Genomic DNA, 18625 nt, shown 5'->3' with positions numbered 1-18625 from the left:
AGTACCGCCATGCGACTGTCTTTCCAGGCGCGCCCTTGGGCCCGCCGTCGTGTCCGCCGTTGCCTGCTGTCGCTGCTGGCGGCCGGCACCGCCGCACTGTCCGGCTGCGCCAGCCTGTCCGCGGGCGGGGGCGAGGTGCTGGGCCGCAACCACCGCTTCGTGCTCTACCAGCCCGGGCCCGGCGAGACCTTGCGCTCGGTGGCCGCGCGTTTCCTCGGCGACGCCGACCGCTACTGGGAGATCGGCGATTTCAACAATGTGCGCGAGGCCAGCGAAAGCCAGCCGCTGGCGATCCCGCTGCAGACGCTCAACGCCGTCGGGGTGCACGCCGACCACTACCAGACCGTGCCCATCCTCTGCTACCACCGCTTCGGCACGGGCGGCGGCAAGATGGCGGTCTCGACCGCCAACTTCGCGGCCCAGCTCGACTGGCTGGCACGCAACGACTACCACGTGATCCGGCTGGAGCAGCTGGTGGCCTACCTGGAGGGCCGCCAGCAACTGCCCAAGCGCTCGGTGGTGCTGACCATCGACGACGGCTTCGAGTCGGTGCACCGGCATGCCTGGCCCTTGCTGCGCCGCTATGGCTTCCCGGCCACCTTGTTTGTCTACAGCGACTTCATCGGCGGCGGCGAGGCGCTCGACTGGGACCAGCTGAAGGAGTTGTCCGACTCCGGGCTGATCGACATCCAGGCCCATTCCAAGACCCACCGCAACCTGCTGGACCGCCTGCCCGGCCAGTCGGAGGTCGCCTACCGGGAGATGCTCAAGCAGGAAGCGCAAGCGCCGCGCGAACTGCTGGAGCGCCGCCTGAAGACGCGCGTGAAGCACTACGCCTATCCCTACGGTGACGCCAACGAAGCGGTGCTGGAGACCCTGACGCGCCAGCGCTACGAACTGGCCGTCACCGTCAACCCGGGCGGCAACGCCTTTTTCGCCCAGCCGCTGATGCTCAGACGCAGCATGATCTACCGCGACGACGACCTGGAGGCCTTCAAGGCCAAGCTGCAGCTGAGCCAGGGGGTGCGACGGCCATGAAGAGGCACATGAACAACACCGCGGCTGCCGCGAGCAGCCGGCCGATGCTGGCCCGCGCCCTGACGGCGTTCGCGCTGGCGGCAGCCGGCTGGGGCTGCACGACCCCGCCCGCCGGTGGCCCGGAGGCGGAGCCCGAGCGGGCCACGCTGCCACCGGTGCAGGCCGACCGCCATGCGGCCTACGAAGCCCAGCTGCGCCAGCGGGCGCAGGCCGCGACACGCCAGCGCCGGCTGGCCGAGGCGGCGCTGAACTGGGAGTTGCTGACCCTGCTGCGGCCCGATGTGGAGGCTTACAACGACCGGCTGGCCGAGACCCGGCGGCAGATCCGCGGGGCTGTCGCCGACCAGACCCGGCGCGCCGAACAGGCACAACGCCGCGGCGACCTGGAGCGCGCCGCGTCCCACTACCTGGCTGTCCTCGCGCTGCAGCCTGAGCTCGACAGCGCCGCGCAGGCCCTGCGCGCGATCGAGCGCGAACGCAACCGCCGCAACTACCTCGGCAAGTACTCGCGCATCACGCTGGGGCGCCGGCTTTCGGCCGAGCCGGCGCAGCCGGCGGTGGTGGAGGACGCGGTCGCCGAGGGTCGGGGCAGCGTGCGGCTCGAGGCTGGGGGCGGACACTAGTCCTACAGTCGTCGTTGCGATTTTCGTCGCTGTCACATGTCGCTGGCACCTACTTGCGACACGAAGGGTCGGTGCGCGAGCTGGCCGCATTGCTGAAGTCGTTGGAGTGTCTGCCTGCCCGGCTCGCCTTGCCGCTCCGGGCAGGGGGCAAGCCGGGGTCGAGCCTCGATTCAGCGCTGGAACTCTCGGGAGCGCCGCCCCACTCATCAGTTCGACGGGTGTTAACCAACGGGCTTCCTTCGCCACCCTAGCTTCCTCAACGCCTCAAAGCCCAGCTCGATCCATGGAACTTGACCAGAACCAGACTCAGAACCAGACCAGCGTGCGTGCCGTGCTAGCTGCCATGGGGGGGGCTTCGGCCCTTCGCCGCCGGCCTCCGGCGGTGCGCTATGAGAACCTGGACGCCGAACTGACGGCGGTCAACGCCGAGCTGGAGGCCAGGGACCTCGGGTTCAGTGTTGACAGCAAGGAGCGCCTCCAACAGGCGAAGAAGGCAGCCGGCCTGGGCAACACCACAGACACGGCACACGACTTCAAAGCCTTTGTGGATCGCCTGGTCTCTGCACTGCGCCTCGGCGCATTCGACGGGGTCGCTGTGGACGCTGTTGAACAGCAGGCCTATGCGGACAAGTTCCGTGCGGAGGTCCGCAAGCTCGTTGCGGGTCGCCTGGAGGAAGACGAGTCTTTCACGTTTGCTCAGTGCAAGGCCTTCGCGGAAGCAGTGACGGAGGAAGCGATCCATGGCCTCAGCGCGGCAGCCCTGGCGCGCAAGGTGGTGAGCCACCTTGGCGGCGGCCAGTTGGCCGGTCTCTTCCCTGGTGAGAAGGAGGAAGCAACGGCGGAGCAGGGTGGCAAGGACCGCCTGAGCAAGATGAAGAACCTGGGCACGAAAATCGTCGATCGCCTGAGCAAGCTGCCTGACGTGGGCGACTTGAAGCCGGAGGTGACAGGGTCCATCGTCCTCACGAGCGGTGACTATGCAGGCATTCCCGAGGACCTGGACATCAATGTGAGAACGACAGGCAGTGACGAGGAGCGCGGGAGACAGTGGCAGGCGGTCGTTGGCCACATGAATCGATACAACGAGGAGAGGCTTGCTGTCGACGGCGGCACGGTGCGCATCTTCGCAATGAAAGCCGGCAAGCTGCAGGGCGACAACGACGCCATCTGGACGCGGCGCTACGGCTACGAACTCCAGGACGGCGATGCCAAAGGCAAGGTGATGCCCTTCGAGATCGAGGTCAAGGACGTCGGCAGCACCGTGTGGTCAAAGCATCTGGCGGACACTGCCCAGCCCCGCAACACCGACGAGAACGGCTCCAGTCTCCCTCAATGGCTGCTGATCGACACGATGACGCGCATCTTGCAGCTGCGCCAGGATATGGCGGTGAAGATGCACCTTCCCGATCCTGACCACCTTGAGGGCGTACCCGCCAATCAACAGGCGGCAAGGTGGATCGAGGTGGTCAAGAACGAGGGCGTGAAGATGTCCGCTGAGAAGCGTCTTTGGGAGAAGATGAAGGTGGCAGCCTCCCTGGCGGCTGGAAACGTCGAACTGCAGAAGTGGATACTTCAGACCGTCAAGGAGCCCGAACGCTACCTGGAACTGCTGAAGACAGTGGCCAATGAAGACGCTTATCAGCAGTGGCTGACGTCCATCGAAAGCAGTCGTTGATCTTCGACGAATGCCGGGGAGGCGTTGCCGAGCATCAGATTGTGCTCAGCGGCCTGTTCGGGGGGGGCCTCAACGTCGCGGCCTCATCACTCCACAGGTCGGCCAAGCGATTCAAGGCGAGGTGCAGCGACGGTAATCCGCTCGCGCGGGGCCTGTCCGATTTTTTGTGTGTGAGGCGCTGAGGGCTGCTCAGCAAAGTGAGCGAACCCGAGCCGCATCTTAAGCGACGGTCTTGATGAAGCGGTCGCCGTAGGCGATCGTGAACTGGTTCATGGCCTCGCGCCATTCCTTGGCAGCGCGTCCCCAATCGGCAGTGATGTTGCACAGCGCCAGTCAGATCAGCTGGGTGGCAGCATCGTCGCTGGGAAAGTGCCAGCGCGTCTTGATGATCTTGCGCAGTCGGGCCCTCATCGCGGCTCTGGCGAACCGGGGTACCGGGCGCCAAGCCATGGATGGGGCGTTGCAAACCTATTCGGGCGGGGTATCGGGCCTTGCTCAGTGGACGCTGCGCTTTCGCGAGGCGAGGCATTGCATGTCGCGCGAGGATGCGTGAATAGCAGGCCCACGGCGAAGGAGCCTTGGCAGCCCGCCCTGCCACGGCAGCGCTCCGCTCACTGCCGGAGCATCAAGATGCCGAGGCGGTGGCTGAAGCGGACGCTCGGTCCTTGTGCCGGCCTCGCCTGCGGGCGACAAAGCCCACGACGCCGAGGCCTGCTGCCAGCAAGGCATAAGTGGTCGGCTCGGGAACGGGGAGTGCGCCGCTGGCGTACGCATCCGCGCTCATCGAGATCGTCAGCTCGACCGGGCGCGATGAGTGGTTCTCATAGGTCAACGAGAAGGTCCTGGCCTCCGCAGGTGCGGATCCCGCCGCGGCATAGGCAGCCACGGTGCGATCCGAATTACCGCTGTCGGGCACCACGGTCCGAAGAGCGGCGCGCGCAATGGCGAAACCGCCTGCACACGGGACTACGCAACTCATGTCGGCGGACACGACCCCGGAAAAGGTGAACGACGAGTTCGGAGCCAGTGTCAAGAAAGTCGACGTGTGGGCGTAGGTGTGCAATCTGATGCCCGTGGAGTCGGATTGCGTTACGCTGGCCATCAACTGGCTCGGTCCGCTCAGCAGCATCGCTCCCGGGGTCTCAAACGTTTTTTCCGGAAGGAAGACCGGGCCGTCGAACTGCAAGCTTTCCGAGCCGAGCGCAAAATAGCTGGAGGAGCCGAACCCCAGCGTGTAGAAGGCGTCCAGCCCATCGTCCGGTGCAAGGTCGGTCACCGCGAATTGCAGTTGCGTGACCGAGCCATGCGCCGTAAAGCCGGCGGCCGCCGGAGCGGCGATGCAAAGTGCCGCCAAAGCCGCGGCAATCGGTTTGATCAAGATGACACTCCCTCGTTTGGTGAAGAGATGGCTGCCTGCAGGGGGCTGCTCTTTTGCCTCGTATTCCGCTTTCAAGCGGGCAACGGCATCGGCACGGTATGACGAGCCGATGCCGGGGGTCACAAACTATAGCGGCAAAGCGGAAGTGCGGAAAGGGCAAAAACGCTGGATGCGAAGATTGAACGACGGCAGTGCCCCGTGTGTGGGGCGCTTGACGCCCTCGATTCACTTTGAGTGTCGAAAAAATAGTAAACGCGTTCACCCCAACCCTATGGTCAGGGCAGCGCCCTCTGCCGCGTGAAATCAGAGGACGTGAAGGTCGCTGATGCCCAGTAGAACGTGACGGCCGTCCGTCTTTACGCTCAACGACAAGGTGAGATCACTCATCCCTTCCTCTGCCGTCCAGAGAGGCAGGTCCACAAACCATCCCGAACCATCCTCTAACTCGTAGACATCGGCATGATCTAAAACGTCATGCGGAGGCACGACCAGAGTTCGACCGTATTGCGCAATGGCAGCATCAAGCTCTTGGGGGGGCAGCCGACCGATCCACCCTTTGTCCACTATCTTCTGATAGTCCTTGCCCACCAAGCACATCACCAGTTCGGCAGCGAGAAGCTGGCACTCATCTGGAAGTTTCATGGCAATCGATTCCCTGGTACGCGCGTGACCGCGTTCGGTCCAACACCGATGGAGCCGAAATAGGTGTCCGCATCATCAATCAACGCCCGCGCCTCATCCTTGGTCCAGGGAGCTGGACTGCGGGGGCAGCACCAGGGCTGTATCCTGGAAGATTCCTATCGGTGCGGCGACGGCTTCGAGCAGGTCGGATGCCGTTGGCGGGCAAAACCCGGCACAAGCGGCGCAGGGGAGGGGGCTCGACGTCGCTCTGTAAGACCGGACACAGGCACCTCCTGGGCGATACACTTATGGCAAGATCCGCTCGGCAACCTGATGCTGCAACCATCGGAGGACCTGGAAATGGGATGCTGGGCGATCGACTCTTTTGGCAACGACGATGCCGCCGACTGGATTGCGGAACTCACAGAGCAGGATGACTGGACGCCGGTGGACCAAGCCCTGACCACCGTTGTGGAGACCATCGAATACGTCGAGGCGCCAGAAGCGGCCGAAGGTCTTGCCGCCGCAGAAGTCGTGGCCGCGGCGCTCGGCCGGCCTGGCCCGGCGGCAACTGCCAACCCGGCGCTCGTCAAATGGCTTGACCGTACCCAGCCCCGGCCCAGCAGGCAACAGGTGGAAACGGCAGCAAAGGCTGTAGCCCGGGTGCTCGCTGAGGATTCAGAACTTCGCGAGCTGTGGGCAGAGACCTCAGATTTCGACGCGTGGAGGACCGATGTCGAGGGCCTCCTTGCGCGACTGAACGTCTGAGACCGTAGCGCTCCGCGGTGGTGCCTTGAGCGGCCGACTGGCGTGTCGGTTTCTCCACCCGTCGCCGATGTCATCCATAGCTGCGTTGCGCGACTGGCGGCCTTGTGCAAGAGCCGCGCGCGAATAAATGATGGCCGTTGGCAGCGTTAGCGCGCTGAGTGCTTGCTTTGAACCCGCCGGCAAGTCCGCCGACAGGGACGATTCATCCTCAAGTGGGTGGTGGCGTCCGACACGTCGACGTCTACACGGTTTGATTTCCGAGGAGGCGAGTCGTCAAGATCTCAAGGGCGCCCTGAGCGTTCTGCTGAGACGCTGGCACGTCCCCAACCCACAAACCTTTCCCGCCCTGCATGGACCATGCGAACGGTGCTCGCCACGACTAAACCCGTTGATGTTCGGCACGGAGTCGAGAGCAGCAGCTCGGTTTGCTACCGGAGTGCCACCGGACATCAGAACGATCGAGTGACCGGCCTTCTTCGCTTTGGAATGTTCTGAGGTAGCTCCGGGTACTTGCTCACGCTGATCCGCAATTCGGGCAGTCCCTTTGCACCTATGTTCTTGCGAGTAAGCCCCGGTGCACCGGACACAACACACGTCCATCGTCACTTGCCGACCAGCCAGCATTGCACGCGCGGTTGACCATGTCTTGGGCCTACTTCTCCACTGGATCGCTCGCAGGCTCATCGAGCGTCGGCTGGAATACATGGGTGCAGCCATCCACTTGACAAGCGATCAACAGCTCTGAGTAGGCAATGGCTTCCATGGCGTCTTCTGGCTTGCTCATGGTTTGATGGCTCCATTTGTTGGCGGCGCCGACGACGCTGCTCTGGCCGTTGGCATAGAGCCAGGTCTTCCTGGCGGTGCCGCTGCCTTCGTACCTCACCAGCGGCTCGTCCACGCCGGGCGCGTGCACGTAGCGGCGCAGCAGGGTGCCGTTTTCTGCGTACTCGGCCACCAGGTCCGTACCGTCGTAGCGCAGGACCGTCGTGACCCCGTCCAGCACGGTGCGGTGCAGGCGCCCTTCGGCGTCGTAGTGCAGTCCGGCGGCGTAGCCGCCTTTCGTCGCGCTCTTGAGCTTGTTGTCGGTGTCGTAGGTGTAGCTCCACACGCCGTCGCCAGCAAGGTTGCCTTTCGGGTCGTACTTCAGCGTGGCACCTGCGGCAGCGGTGTACTGGTTCAGGCCGTTGCTGCGGTAGGTTTTCGTGCCGGCGGCATGGGCCTTCCACTGGTAGCGGTCGTTCGACCAGGTCTCGCTCTTGATGTCCTGCAGCTGATTGCGGGTGTAGTTCCACTGGATGTCGTGCGTGTCCCCGGCCAGGGCGTGGGCCAGCAGGGCGAACTCACCGCGCGCGTCGTACGAGTAGGTCGTCCGGGTGCCGTTGCCCAGCGTCACGACATGCCGGCGGGACAAGTCGTCGTAGGTGTAGTGAGCCAGGCGGGTCGTGCCGAGCTCCTTGATCTCCCTGGGCCGGTTCAGCGCGTCGTAGTCGGTGGTGACATGGAAATTGCCTTCCGGCCAAGTCAAGCGCTTGCGGTTGACTGACCCAAGCTTTCCAGCGCGAGAGAAGTCGCGCAGCCAGCCCTTGAGGCCTTCACGCCGACTGCGCCAGCCAGTGCCGCGGCGATACCCCCACGCGCTGCGTGAACAGGCGCGACAGGGCGGACGCGTTGGCATAACCCAGCTCATGGGCGATCGCCTTGATCGGCCGCCCTTTGCGCAGCTCCGCCTGTGCCAGCGTGAGCCGCCAGTCCGCCAGATAGTCGGCCGGTGTCTGCCCCACCACCGTCTTGAAGGTAGCGGCGAAGGCACTGCGGGACATGCCGGCGCGCTTCGCCATGCCCGCCAGGCTCCAAGGCTGGCCCGGCTCGCTGTGCAGGGCCACCAGGGCCTGTGCGAGCCGTGGCTCCGACAGCCCGGTGATGAGACCGGCCGGCACGCCGGCTTGCTCGGGGTGGTCGATGAGCCAGCGCAGCAGCTGGATCAACACCACCTCGAACAAGCGGTCGGCCAGCAGGCGTGAGCCGCAACGCACCCGGTCCGTCTCGGCGAACAGCAGCGACAGCGAGGGGGCCAGCCCGTCCACCGCGTCCAGCGGCAAGACCACCAGGGGCGGCAGCGCATGCACCAGCGGATTGCGGTCGCCGCCGTCGAAGTCGAGCGCGGCACAGGTGAAGTCCGATCCTTCCGCGGGCGCATTGTGGAAGGCGTGCGCCAGGGGCCGGGGATAGAAAAGCAGGCTCGGTTCACGCAACGTCACCCGCCGCGGCAGGCCGCTCCTGGCGTGGTGCGTCAGCTCCATCTCGCCACGCCGCAGCACGTGCAGGAAACCGCGCCCGGGCTGGGCGGCATAAGCCGTCACCCCGCACAGCGGGCCGCTGTGGAACAGGTGGGCGCGCACCCGGAACCTGTCGAGCAGCGAGGACAGGCGGTCGATCTGGAGAGGTGATGTCACGGTGTCTGGATGAATAGGTGTGTGTTGTGGACGATGCGCACCCAATGGTACAGGCTTCGGGGCCACACTGTCCCCGTGCCGCAAGCCTTCACACGGCGCCCGGCACCTCGATCCACCACCACTTCGCGTCGGCACACCGCCACGCCAGAAAAGGAAACTTCATGTCCCGCATTCACCTCGTCGACCCGGCCCTGACTTCCGACCCGCGCGCCGCCCTGCTGGCCCCGATCCAGGCGGCCTTCGGTGCCACGCCCAACATGTTCCGTGCCGTCGCCAACTCCCCGGCGGCCCTGAAGAGCATGTGGGGCGCCTTCGCGGCCCTCGGCAACGGCGTGCTGCCGCCCAAGCTGGGCGAGCAGATCGCGGTGGCCGTGGCCGACCGGAATGCCTGCGAGTACTGTCTGGCGGCTCATACCGCGCTGGGGCGCAAGGCCGGGGCCTCGGCCGACGAAATGGCCGCGGCACAGCAGGGCGAGTCGTCCGACCCGAAGACCGCCGCGGCACTGCGTTTCGCGCTCAAGCTTGTCGACGAGCGCGGCCAGGTGGGCGCTGCGGACGTGCAGGCGCTGCGTGAGGCCGGCTTCGACGACGAGCGCATCGTCGAGATCCTCGCGCACGTGGCCCTGAACCTGTTCACCAACTACGTGAACGTCGCGTTTGCGGTCCCGGTGGATTTCCCGGCCGTCGCGCTGCGCCGCGCCGCCTGAGGTTCCCTTCGGGGTGCCCAGGCGCTGGCTTGGCGCCCCGCTGAATGAGGAGGGAGGGAAGGGACGCCGCTCAGCTCGACCACGCCGGCGGAAATTTCACGAGGCCTGCGGGTGTTCTACGAGCGTCTGCTCTGGGCAGGCCCGGGCATCCTGGCCGGCGCGGCGCCGGCCCTGGCCGGGCACAGTTCCGCAGCTTGGCGGGCCCCGGGGCATCTGCTAAGGTCGCCGCCATCCAGTTGCTTGGTGGGGCGGTCTGGTGTGGACCCGACTCAGGAGATTCCCATGAGCGTGATCGCGTTTTTCGGTCTCGGTCACATGGGCGGCCCGATGGCCCGCCGCCTGCTGCGCGACGGCCATGCGGTGATCGGGTTCGACCCCTCCGCGACGGCGCGCGAGGCCTTTGCCGCAGCCGGCGGGCGCTGCGCGCCGGGGCCCGAGGACGCGGCGGCGGACGCGCAGATGGTGATCTCGATGCTGCCGGCTGCCGCCCACGTCGAGGCGCTCTACCTGGGCGGGGCCGGCGAGCCGGGGCTGCTCTCACTGCTCGATGCCGAAACGCTGGTGATGGACTGCTCCACCACCGGGCCGGCCGCGGCCCGCCGCGTCGCCCTCGCCGCCGAGTGCCTGGGGCTGGACTGGCTGGACGTGCCCGTCTCCGGCGGGACCGCGGGTGCCGAGGCCGGCACGCTCACCTTCATGGCAGGCGGTACGGCGACCGCGCTGCAGCGCGCCCGGCCGGTGCTCAGGGCCATGGGCAACAACGTCTTCCATGCCGGCGAGGCCGGTGCCGGGCAGACGGCGAAGCTGTGCAACAACATGCTGCTGGGGGTGCTGATGGCGGCCACCGCCGAAGCCCTGCAGCTCGGTGTCGCCCACGGGCTGGACCCCCGGGTGTTGTCCGAGATCATCTCGCGCAGTTCCGGACGCAACTGGGCGCTGGAGACCTACAACCCCTGGCCGGGCGTGATGCCCGGTGCGCCGGCTTCGCGCGAGTACCGCGGCGGCTTCGCCAGCGCGCTGATGCTCAAGGACCTCGGCCTGGCGACCGAGGCGGCCTTGCAGAGCGGCTCGGCCACCCCGCTGGGTGAACTGGCGCGCAACCTCTATGCGCTGCACAACGCCGGGGGGCGCGGAGAGCAGGACTTCTCCAGCATCCTGGAGCTGCTGCGCGGCGGGCCGCCGGGGCCCGCGTCTGCGGCTACTGCGGCTACTGCAGCTTCTTGAACTTTTCCTTCAAGGTCTGCGCCTTGCGGCGCTCCAGCCGCGCGGTCTCGTGCTCCGGATCGAGTTCGAGCACACGGTCCCACTGGCGGATGGCGCCGTCCAGGTCCTGCTTGGCGAAGGCGGTGCGCGCGTTGACGGTGTGCCGCGAGATCAGCTGCTTGCGCACCTGGGCGCCCTTGGACGCGGCGCTGGCCTGGCCGAGACCGGAGGCGCGGCGGTATTCGGCCAGCGCGCGGTCCAGATCGCCGGCGCGTTCGGCCGCTTCGGCGTTGCGCAGGGCCAGCTCGCCGGCCGAGGGCTCCGGCGCCGCGACCGGCGGGGGCGGCGCCGGAGGCGCAGGTGGAGGCGGCGGCGAGGCGACGGCCGGGGCCGGTGGAGCGGGCGGCGCCGGCGGAGGCGGCGGAGGCTCGCGTTTCGGCTCGGCCCGCAGCGGCGGCGTCTCGCGCTCAGGCGGCGGTGCCTTGCCCGGAATGCGGAGTACCTGGCCGCCGCTGACCTGCCGCGGCGCCTTGATGTCGTTGTAGCGGGCGAGGATGTAGAAGGCGTAGATGTCGCCGAGGAAACGGCCGGCGATCTTGGACAGCGTGTCGCTCGGGCGCACCGTGTAGAGGAAGGACTCGCGCCCCAGCACCGCGACCGGGTCGGCGGTGATCTGGCGCGACAGATTGAGCGCCAGCTTGTTGCTCGGGTCCAACGCCAGCGCACGCTGCAGTTCGAGTTTGGCCTGTTCCTCGTTGCCGGCCTCCAGCAGGTCGGCCGCCGCCATCGCGCCGCGCTGGGCCTGCTGCTGCATGGCCGGGGTCCTGGCCACCGGGGTGATGGGGGGCGCCTCGGCGCTCACCGGGGGCTCGGTGGGCCGAGTGCTGCAGCCGGCCAGCAGGGCCAGCGCCGCGGGCAGCGCCATCAGCGCCGCATGCTTGGTCGTGGAGAGCTTGAACGTCATCCCTAAGCCAGGTTGTCCCGTCTGCGGAAAAAGAACGGAATCGGGTGAAAAAAGCACCGTTGTGCGCCGGCCGGGCACGGCCCTGCCGGCGCCCGGCGATCCGCCATTGTGCGCGAAGCCGCCCCAGACGGCGCGCGGGCCCGCGGCCGGCTATCGGCCCGATAAGAAACTTACATCGCCGTCCGGGGCGGGTGGGTCCGCCGGTTGCCGAGTGAAGGCTGTCGCCCCAGCCCCACGCTGGCTCGTCATTACTTTCACAAGGAGCCTGTATGTTCGCGCATAACAAACGGTTGCAATACACCGTCCGCGTCAACGAAACCAATCCCGGCCTGGCCAACCTGCTGCTGGAGCAGTTCGGTGGTCCTCAGGGCGAGCTCGCCGCGGCTTGCCGCTACTTCACGCAAGCCCTGGCCGAGGACGATCCCGGCCGCAAGGACATGCTGATGGACATCGCGACCGAGGAGCTGAGCCACCTGGAAGTCATCGGCACCATCGTCGCGATGCTCAACAAGGGTGCCAAGGGCCGCATCTCCGAAGGGGTCGATGAAGAGGCCGAAATGTACCGCTCGATCAGCGGCGCGGGCAACGACTCCCACGTGACCCAGGTGCTCTACGGCGGCGGCCCGGCCCTGATCAATTCGGGCGGGCAGCTCTGGAACGCCGGCTACATCGACTCGATCGGCGACCCCTCAGCCGACCTGCGCTCCAACATCGCCGCCGAGGCGCGCGCCAAGATCATCTACGAGCGCCTGATCAACGCCACCGACGACCCGGGCGTCAAGGAGGCCCTCGGTTTCCTGATGACGCGCGAGATCGCGCACCAGCAGTCCTTCGAGAAGGCGCTGTACTCGATGCACCCCAACTTCCCGCCGGGCAAGCTGCCGGGCGACCCGCGCTTCACCAACGCCTACTTCAACATGTCGCAGGGCGAGGGCGACGCGCGCGGTCCCTGGAACAGCGACGACAACTTCCAGTACATCACCGAGCGCGAGGAGCAGATGGCCGTGGACGGCGGCACCGGCTTGCCCGAGATCCGGCTCAAGCCCGATGAACTGGCCGTCGCCCAGCGCCTGATCGCGCGCACCGCGTCCGACCCGGCGTCCGATCCGATGACCGGCGCCGAGCTGGGCATGGGCACGATGGAGGACGGCACCCCCGGCGACCCCACCGCGGCCCAGGCGGTGAGCGCCGCCCGTTCGCGCCGCGGCGGCCCGGGCACCAGCAAGACGCACTGACGCGTCGACGCTGAGGCGGCGCCGCGCCGCCTCAGCGCCTTCTCATCCCGGAGACCCATCTTGGCCACCCCCGATCCGCTTCAGGCGCAACGTGTTCCGTCCCCGTCCCGAGCGCGACCGCGGCTGCAGCCGCGTGTGCTGTTCGGCCTGCTGCTGTGGACGGCCGGCCTCTGCTCGGGGCTGTGGCTGCTGTGGCAGCACCTGGCGGCGACCGACCCGCGAGTCGGCCAGGCCTGGCTGGGCGGCCTGATGGCAGCCGGCGCCACCGCGCTGGGCGTTTTGCCGGTGCTGCTGGCGCAGACGCCGCCGGCCGAGCGAACGCGCGATGCCATGCTGGGTTTCGGTGCGGGCGTGATGCTGGCGGCCTGCGCCTTCTCGCTCATCGTGCCGGGGCTGGAAGCCGCCGCGGCCCAGGGCGCCGGCTCCTGGGGAGCGGCCCTCGTCGTCGCCGCCGGCATCCTGCTGGGCGGTGGCTTCGTGCTCGGCCTGGACCGCTGGCTGCCGCACGAGCACTTCATCAAGGGGCGCGAAGGCAAGCAGGCCCACCTGCTCAAGCGCACCTGGCTGTTCGTCTTCGCGATCTCGCTGCACAACCTGCCGGAAGGGCTGGCGATCGGCGTCGCCTTCGCCGGCACCGACCCGCTGGCCGCCAGCGCGCTGGCCACCGGCATTGCCATCCAGGACGTGCCCGAGGGGTTGGTGGTCGCGTTGGCGCTGCGTACCGCGGGCTACGGCCGGCTCACCGCCGCCGGCCTCGGCGCTGCCACCGGCTTGGTGGAGCCCGTGGGCGCCCTGATCGGCGCAGCCGTGGTGGCCCTGTCGGCGGTCCTGCTGCCCTGGGGCCTGGCCTTCGCGGCCGGCGCGATGCTGTTTGTCATCAGCCACGAGATCATCCCCGAGTCGCATCGCCAGGGCCACGAGGCCTGGGCGACCGGCGGGCTGATGCTGGGTTTCGTGATCATGATGCTGCTCGACACGGCGCTGGGCTGAGTCCGGCGGCCGGCCAGGGGCGCGGTCCTGCCGTTCGTCGGCGTGCCGGCCGCGGTCGTCCGGCGCGCGGGCGACGGGCAGGGGAGATGGGAGCATCATCCGCTTCACTACATCCCACACTGTTCCCGGAGGGTCTCCATGCCGTCGTCCTCGGCTGCGCAGCCGCGCCTGCGCGTGCTATTTGCCGTCACGCTGGCCGGCGGCCTCGCAGCCTGCGGCGGTGGCGGCGGCTCCGGCGACGACAGTGCGACCGGGACGGGCGGCGGCACCGAAGCGCCGGCGCCCGGACCGGCAGCGTCGCCGGCTGCCGTCGCCGACTGCGGGCTGCCGGACTTCCGGGCCGAGGCCTTGCGCCTCATCAACCAGCACCGCACCGCCGGCGCGGTGTGCGGTCGCCAGGGCCGCTTCGATGCCACCAAGGCCTTGACCTGGAGCGATCGGCTGGCACAGGCGGCCGCCGGGCATTCGGCGGACATGGCCAACCATGACTATTTCTCGCACACCAGCCGCGACGGCACCAGCTTTTCCCAGCGCATCCAGGCGACCGGCTATCGGGGGGCAACGCTGGCCGAAAACATCGCCGCGGGGCAGTCCTCGGTGCAGGAGGTGGTGAACAGCTGGATGGACAGCGAGGGCCACTGCGTCAACATCATGACGGCCGACTACACCGAGTTCGGCCTCGCCTGTGTCGCGGGACCGGGCAGCTATGGCCGCTACTGGACCATGAACCTGGCCGCCCCGCGCTGACGGGGCAGCCGACGCTGCGGCGCGCGGCCGGCTCAGCCCGCCGGGAGCAATCCGCGCGCGGGTGCCTCGCCGAGGCGGAAACTTTCCACCGCCTGGGCCAACTGCAGCGCGTGCGACTGCAGGCTGTCGGCGGCGGCGCTGGATTGTTCCACCAGCGAGGCGTTCTGCTGCGTCATCTGGTCGAGCTGATCCACCGCCGTCTTGACGTGGCTGATGCCGTCGGCCTGCTCGGTCGAGGCGGCGGAGATCTCGGCAATCATGTCGGTCACCCGCTGCACGCTCTCGACGATCTCGCGCATCGTCGCACCGGCATCGTTGACCAGGGCCGAGCCGACCTCGACGCGGTCCACGCTGAGGCCGATCAAGGTCTTGATCTCCTTCGCCGCGTTGGCCGAGCGGCCGGCCAGGCTGCGCACCTCGGAGGCCACCACCGCGAAGCCGCGGCCCTGTTCGCCGGCGCGCGCGGCTTCGACCGCCGCATTGAGCGCCAGGATGTTGGTCTGGAAGGCGATGCCGTCGATCACGCCGATGATGTCGGCGATCTTCTTGCTGCTGCCGTTGATCTCGTCCATCGTCGCCACCACCCGGGTCACCAGCTCGCCGCCGCGACGCGCCACCTCGGCGGCCGAGGTCGCCAGCTGGCTGGCCTGGCGCGAGGCCTGGGCCGACTGGGCCACCGTGGCGGTCAGCTGCTCCATCGAACTCGCGGTTTCCTGCAGGCTGCCGGCGGCCTGCTCGGTGCGCTGGCTCAGGTCGGTGCTGCCCGAAGCCACCTCGTTGCTGGCGGTACGGATCGCCTCGCTGGCTTCGCGGATCTGGCCCACCATGTCGCGCAAGCCTTGCTGCATGCTGGCCAGCGAGCGGCCCAGCTGGCCGGTCTCGTCCTGCCCGCCGTGCCGGAGCGTGCCGGTCAGGTCGCCGGTTGCGATGCGCGAAGCGGCCTGCTGGGCTGCGCCGAGCGGTCGCACGATGCTGCGCGTGAGGGCGACCGCCAGGCCGATCGCCAGCGCGATCGTGGCGCCTACCGACGCGAGATTGATCCAGCGCATCGCCTCCAGCCCGTGCAGGCTGTCGGCCATGCCTTGCTTGATGCGCTGGTCCTGCAGCTCGAGCAGGCGGTCGGCCGCCGCGACGTAGTCCTTCACGTGCGCCCGGAAGGCCGCGACGGCCTGGGCCAGGGCGGCTGGGTCGCCGCTCTCCTTGGCCTTCATCATGGCGTCGCGGCTGACCAGGTAGCCCTTGCGCACCTCGGTCATCTCGCGCTGCAGGGCCTGGCCTTCCGGCGTGGTCTCCAGGGCCTCGAATTCCTTGATCACTTCCGAGGTGCGCGCGCTGCTGGCCTTCACCTCGGCCGCCACCTCGGCGTTGAGCGCCGGGTCATTGCTCATCACGAGCGCCAGCGCGCGGCTGGCGTTCACCGCGATGTTCTGGCGCCATTCCGCCGCCAGGGCGACACGGCGCATCTGCGGCCCGCCCGCTTCCGTGGCCCGTTCCTTCACGTCAGCGATGTTCTGGAGGCTGAAGATCAGGGACAGCAGCATCAGCAGCACGACGATGCCGAAACACAGTGAAAGTCGGACGCCGATGCGCAGGTTGAGAAAGAGCTTCATTCGGTGGTTGTTCCCGGGGTTGGCTAGGTGAGGCAGGCGTCGGCGCCGCGTCGAGGCGGGGCGGGGCGGCGCGGGCGCATGGCCTGTCTAGAGCCTTTATCGGCAAGCCGGGGCGCGGCTTGAGCGGAAAGTTTGACCGTGCGCAGCAGGATTTGCCTGCGGATGAAGTAAGCGGGGAACGCAAGGGCCTCAGGGTTGACCCCAGGGCGCCCGCGCTCGCGACCGACTTCTGAAAATCCCTGTCGCTTTGCCGCAAGAACGGCTCGGGCGGCCTGCCTAGACTGGCGCCACTTCCTACCGCCCGACACGCCATGAACGACACGCTGCAAGCCACCCCCGCCGAGAGCGCCGTGACCCGAGCCGACTTCGACCAGCTGCTGGTGCCGGTCTATGCCCCCAGCCAGCTCGTGCCGCGCAGCGCCCGCGGCCTGTGGCTGCAGGATGCCGCAGGTACCGAGTACCTCGACCTGACCAGCGGCATCGGCGTCACCAGCCTGGGCCATGGCCATCCGGCGGTGCTGCAGGCGCTGCAGGCCCAGGCGGCGCAGCTCTGGCACGTCGGCAACGGCTACACCAACGAGCCGGTGCTGCGCCTGGCCAGGCTGCTGACGCAGCACACCTTCGCCGACCGCGCCTTCTTCTGCAACTCGGGGGCCGAAGCCAACGAGGCCGCGCTGAAACTCGCCCGCCGCCATGCCGCGCTCCGGCACGGCGCGGCCAGGCGCCGCATCGTGGCCTGCCAGCAGTCCTTCCACGGCCGCACGCTGTTCACCGTCACGGCCGGCGGGCAGCCGAAGTACACCGAGGGTTTCGAGCCGCTGCCGCCGGACATCGGGCACATCCCCTTCAACGACATCCCGGCGGCCGAGCGCGCGATCGGCGAGAACGTCTGCGCCGTCATCGTCGAGCCGGTGCAGGGCGAGGGCGGCGTGGTGCCGGCCACCCGCGACTACCTGCTGGCGCTGCGCGAGTTCTGCGACCGCGTCGGCGCGCTGCTGATCTTCGACGAGGTGCAGTGCGGGCTGGGCCGCACCGGCGAGCTGTACGCCTACATGGGTTACGGCGTCGAGCCCGACATCCTGACCACCGCGAAGGCGCTCGGCAACGGCTACCCGGTCGGCGCCATGCTGACGCGCGAGGCCGTGGCGGCCAGCCTCACGGCCGGCACCCATGGCACCACCTATGGCGGCAACCCGCTGGCCGGTGCGGTCGCGGGCGCGGTCGTGCAGATCATCGCCCAGCCGGCCTTCCTGGCCCGGGTGCGGGAGGCCTCGGCCCGCCTGCAGGCGGGCCTGCAGGGACTGATGCGCGAGTTCCCGGGGCTGTTCACGGAGGTGCGTGGCGCCGGGCTCATGCTGGGCCTGGTGCTGGCCGAGGCCCACCGGGGCCGCGCCAGGGACTTCACCCGCGCGGCCGAACTGGAGCGGCTGATGCTGTTGATCGCCGGCCCCGACGTCGTGCGCCTGCTGCCGGCCCTCGTGATCAGCGATGCCGAGATCGACGCCGCGCTGCAGCGGCTGCGCGCGACGGCGCGGCGTTTCCTGGCGCCCGCCGCATGAACGCGTCGTCTTCCAGGCAGGCACCGGGCTGGCGGGCCCGGCTGGTGCGCGAGACCGACCTGCCGGCGCTGATCGAGCTGACCGCCCAGGCCGACCCGCAGGTGCACACGCTGCCGCGCCAGCCGGCCCAGATCGAGGCGGCGGTGGAGCATTCCATCGACTGCTCGGCGCGGGCGGTGGACGTGCCCGGCGACGAGTCCTACCTGCTGGTGCTCGAGGACCCGGAGGGCGTGCTGCGCGGCGTGGCGGCGATCCGCGCCACGGCCGGCTCGGCCGGCACCTTCTTCGCCTACCGCAACGACGTCGTGCACCATGCCTCGCGCGATCTGCGCATCAGCAACAACGTGCACGTGCTCAACCTGTGCTCGGACCTCACCGCGCACACCCAGCTGCTGAGCTTTTTCGTGGCGCGCGAGCGGGTGCCGGCCGCCGCGGCCGAGCTGCTGTCGCGCGCCCGGCTGATGCTGGTGGCGGCCGGCCGGGAGCGTTTCGCGAGCGATTTTTTCGTCTCGCTGGCCGGCTGGACCGATGCCGACCACACCTCGCCCTTCTGGGACGCGCTGGGCCGCAAGTTCTTCGGCATGGACTACCTCGACGTCGAGCGCAAGGTCAGCGGGGCCCGCAACCGCACCTTGATCGTCGAGCTGATGCCGCATTACCCGGTGTATGTGCCGCTGCTGCCCGACACGGCGCGCGCGGTGCTGGGCCAGATGCACCCCGAAGCCGCCGTGCCCTTCGACATCCTCAGCGCGGAGGGGTTCGAGGCCGACCGTTATGTCGACATCTTCGACGGCGGGCCCATCCTGGAGGCGCATGGCTCCAAGCTGCGCACGCTGGGCGCGGCCCGAAGCTGCGTCGTCGAGGCGGCCGAGCTGCCGGCCGACGCGCCGGGCGTGCTGGTCTCGACCGAGGCGCCGCTGGCCGGCTTCCGCTGCTGCCGCAGTCCTGGTCTGCTGAAGCTGGACGACGGCCTGCTGCTGGCGCCGCCGGCCACGCTCGCCGCGCTCGGCCTGAACTCGGGCCAGCGTGTGGTCGTCTCGCCGGCCTGAGGAGG

Annotated in this window: 17 protein-coding genes and 1 pseudogene; 11 read left to right on the top strand and 7 right to left on the bottom strand. The window is 68.5% G+C overall.

The genetic code is table 11. The features are described from left to right. The first annotated feature begins 9 nt into the window (after positions 1 to 9). From OOT46_RS18220 to OOT46_RS18210, 3 genes are all read left to right on the top strand, one after another. A complete protein-coding gene (locus tag OOT46_RS18220) occupies positions 10 to 1038 on the top strand; it encodes a polysaccharide deacetylase family protein (protein ID WP_265405044.1) in 1029 nt (342 codons plus the stop codon). 8 nt (positions 1039 to 1046) lie between these two features. After that, positions 1047 to 1661 (top strand): hypothetical protein, encoded by a 615-nt coding sequence (locus OOT46_RS18215; protein WP_265405043.1) that lies wholly within the window; start codon positions 1047 to 1049, stop codon positions 1659 to 1661. 283 nt (positions 1662 to 1944) lie between these two features. Next, a complete protein-coding gene (locus OOT46_RS18210) occupies positions 1945 to 3336 on the top strand; it encodes a hypothetical protein (RefSeq protein ID WP_265405042.1) in 1392 nt (463 codons plus the stop codon). Between the two features lie 219 nt (positions 3337 to 3555). Here the strand turns inward: OOT46_RS18210 and OOT46_RS18205 are convergent. The 3 genes and pseudogenes from OOT46_RS18205 to OOT46_RS18195 form a co-directional block, all read right to left on the bottom strand. After that, positions 3556 to 3750, bottom strand: a pseudogene (locus tag OOT46_RS18205) (IS256 family transposase); the annotation flags it as partial. 211 nt (positions 3751 to 3961) lie between these two features. Then, positions 3962 to 4837, bottom strand: coding sequence for a PEP-CTERM sorting domain-containing protein (locus OOT46_RS18200; protein WP_265405041.1), 876 nt, complete (start codon positions 4835 to 4837; stop codon positions 3962 to 3964). Between the two features lie 180 nt (positions 4838 to 5017). After that, on the bottom strand, positions 5018 to 5356 hold the full coding sequence (locus OOT46_RS18195; protein ID WP_265405040.1) for a hypothetical protein: 339 nt from the start codon (positions 5354 to 5356) through the stop codon (positions 5018 to 5020). A 312-nt stretch (positions 5357 to 5668) separates the two neighbouring features. On the opposite strand from OOT46_RS18195, the gene OOT46_RS18190 reads away from it, so the two are divergent. Continuing rightward, positions 5669 to 6103, top strand: a complete 435-nt coding sequence (locus tag OOT46_RS18190; protein ID WP_265405039.1) for a DUF4259 domain-containing protein — start codon at positions 5669 to 5671, stop codon at positions 6101 to 6103. A 652-nt stretch (positions 6104 to 6755) separates the two neighbouring features. Here the strand turns inward: OOT46_RS18190 and OOT46_RS18185 are convergent. Together OOT46_RS18185 and OOT46_RS18180 are read right to left on the bottom strand one after the other, a co-directional pair. After that, positions 6756 to 7628: a hypothetical protein gene (locus tag OOT46_RS18185; protein WP_265405038.1), complete on the bottom strand. Its 873-nt coding sequence runs from the start codon at positions 7626 to 7628 to the stop codon at positions 6756 to 6758. A 67-nt stretch (positions 7629 to 7695) separates the two neighbouring features. Next, positions 7696 to 8556: an AraC family transcriptional regulator gene (locus OOT46_RS18180; RefSeq protein ID WP_265405037.1), complete on the bottom strand. Its 861-nt coding sequence runs from the start codon at positions 8554 to 8556 to the stop codon at positions 7696 to 7698. Between the two features lie 161 nt (positions 8557 to 8717). On the opposite strand from OOT46_RS18180, the gene OOT46_RS18175 reads away from it, so the two are divergent. After that, complete coding sequence (locus tag OOT46_RS18175; protein WP_265405036.1) at positions 8718 to 9263, top strand: carboxymuconolactone decarboxylase family protein; 546 nt, start codon at positions 8718 to 8720, stop codon at positions 9261 to 9263. A gap of 282 nt (positions 9264 to 9545) precedes the next feature. Further along, entirely contained in the window at positions 9546 to 10487 is a 942-nt protein-coding gene (gene mmsB / locus OOT46_RS18170) for a 3-hydroxyisobutyrate dehydrogenase (RefSeq protein ID WP_265405035.1), read from the top strand. Here the strand turns inward: mmsB and OOT46_RS18165 are convergent. Then, positions 10471 to 11430, bottom strand: a complete 960-nt coding sequence (locus OOT46_RS18165; protein WP_265405034.1) for a LysM peptidoglycan-binding domain-containing protein — start codon at positions 11428 to 11430, stop codon at positions 10471 to 10473. The two genes, mmsB and OOT46_RS18165, sit on opposite strands and share 17 nt — an antisense overlap. Positions 11431 to 11699: 269 nt before the next feature. Here OOT46_RS18165 and OOT46_RS18160 point away from each other — a divergent pair, with 269 nt between their 5' ends. The 3 genes from OOT46_RS18160 (at position 11700) to OOT46_RS18150 (ending at position 14402) form a co-directional block, all read left to right on the top strand. After that, a complete protein-coding gene (locus OOT46_RS18160) occupies positions 11700 to 12665 on the top strand; it encodes a manganese catalase family protein (RefSeq protein WP_265405033.1) in 966 nt (321 codons plus the stop codon). 60 nt (positions 12666 to 12725) lie between these two features. Beyond that, complete coding sequence (locus OOT46_RS18155; RefSeq protein ID WP_416136219.1) at positions 12726 to 13655, top strand: ZIP family metal transporter; 930 nt, start codon at positions 12726 to 12728, stop codon at positions 13653 to 13655. Between the two features lie 138 nt (positions 13656 to 13793). Next, positions 13794 to 14402, top strand: coding sequence for a CAP domain-containing protein (locus OOT46_RS18150; protein ID WP_265405120.1), 609 nt, complete (start codon positions 13794 to 13796; stop codon positions 14400 to 14402). A gap of 32 nt (positions 14403 to 14434) precedes the next feature. On the opposite strand, the gene OOT46_RS30785 is transcribed toward OOT46_RS18150, so the two are convergent. After that, on the bottom strand, positions 14435 to 16012 hold the full coding sequence (locus OOT46_RS30785) for a methyl-accepting chemotaxis protein (protein WP_322114268.1): 1578 nt from the start codon (positions 16010 to 16012) through the stop codon (positions 14435 to 14437). A 311-nt stretch (positions 16013 to 16323) separates the two neighbouring features. Between OOT46_RS30785 and OOT46_RS18135 the strand changes: the two genes are divergently transcribed. Beyond that, on the top strand, positions 16324 to 17571 hold the full coding sequence (locus OOT46_RS18135) for an acetylornithine/succinyldiaminopimelate transaminase (protein ID WP_265405032.1): 1248 nt from the start codon (positions 16324 to 16326) through the stop codon (positions 17569 to 17571). Next, positions 17568 to 18620, top strand: coding sequence for an arginine N-succinyltransferase (locus tag OOT46_RS18130; RefSeq protein WP_265405031.1), 1053 nt, complete (start codon positions 17568 to 17570; stop codon positions 18618 to 18620). The genes OOT46_RS18135 and OOT46_RS18130 overlap by 4 nt, the downstream gene beginning before the upstream one ends. Positions 18621 to 18625: the final 5 nt, after the last annotated feature.

The organism is Aquabacterium sp. A7-Y, assembly GCF_026153205.1.
GTDB lineage: Bacteria > Pseudomonadota > Gammaproteobacteria > Burkholderiales > Burkholderiaceae_C > Caldimonas.
Note: the sequence above shows the minus strand (reverse complement) of the source record. Positions and strands in the feature narration are given on the sequence as shown.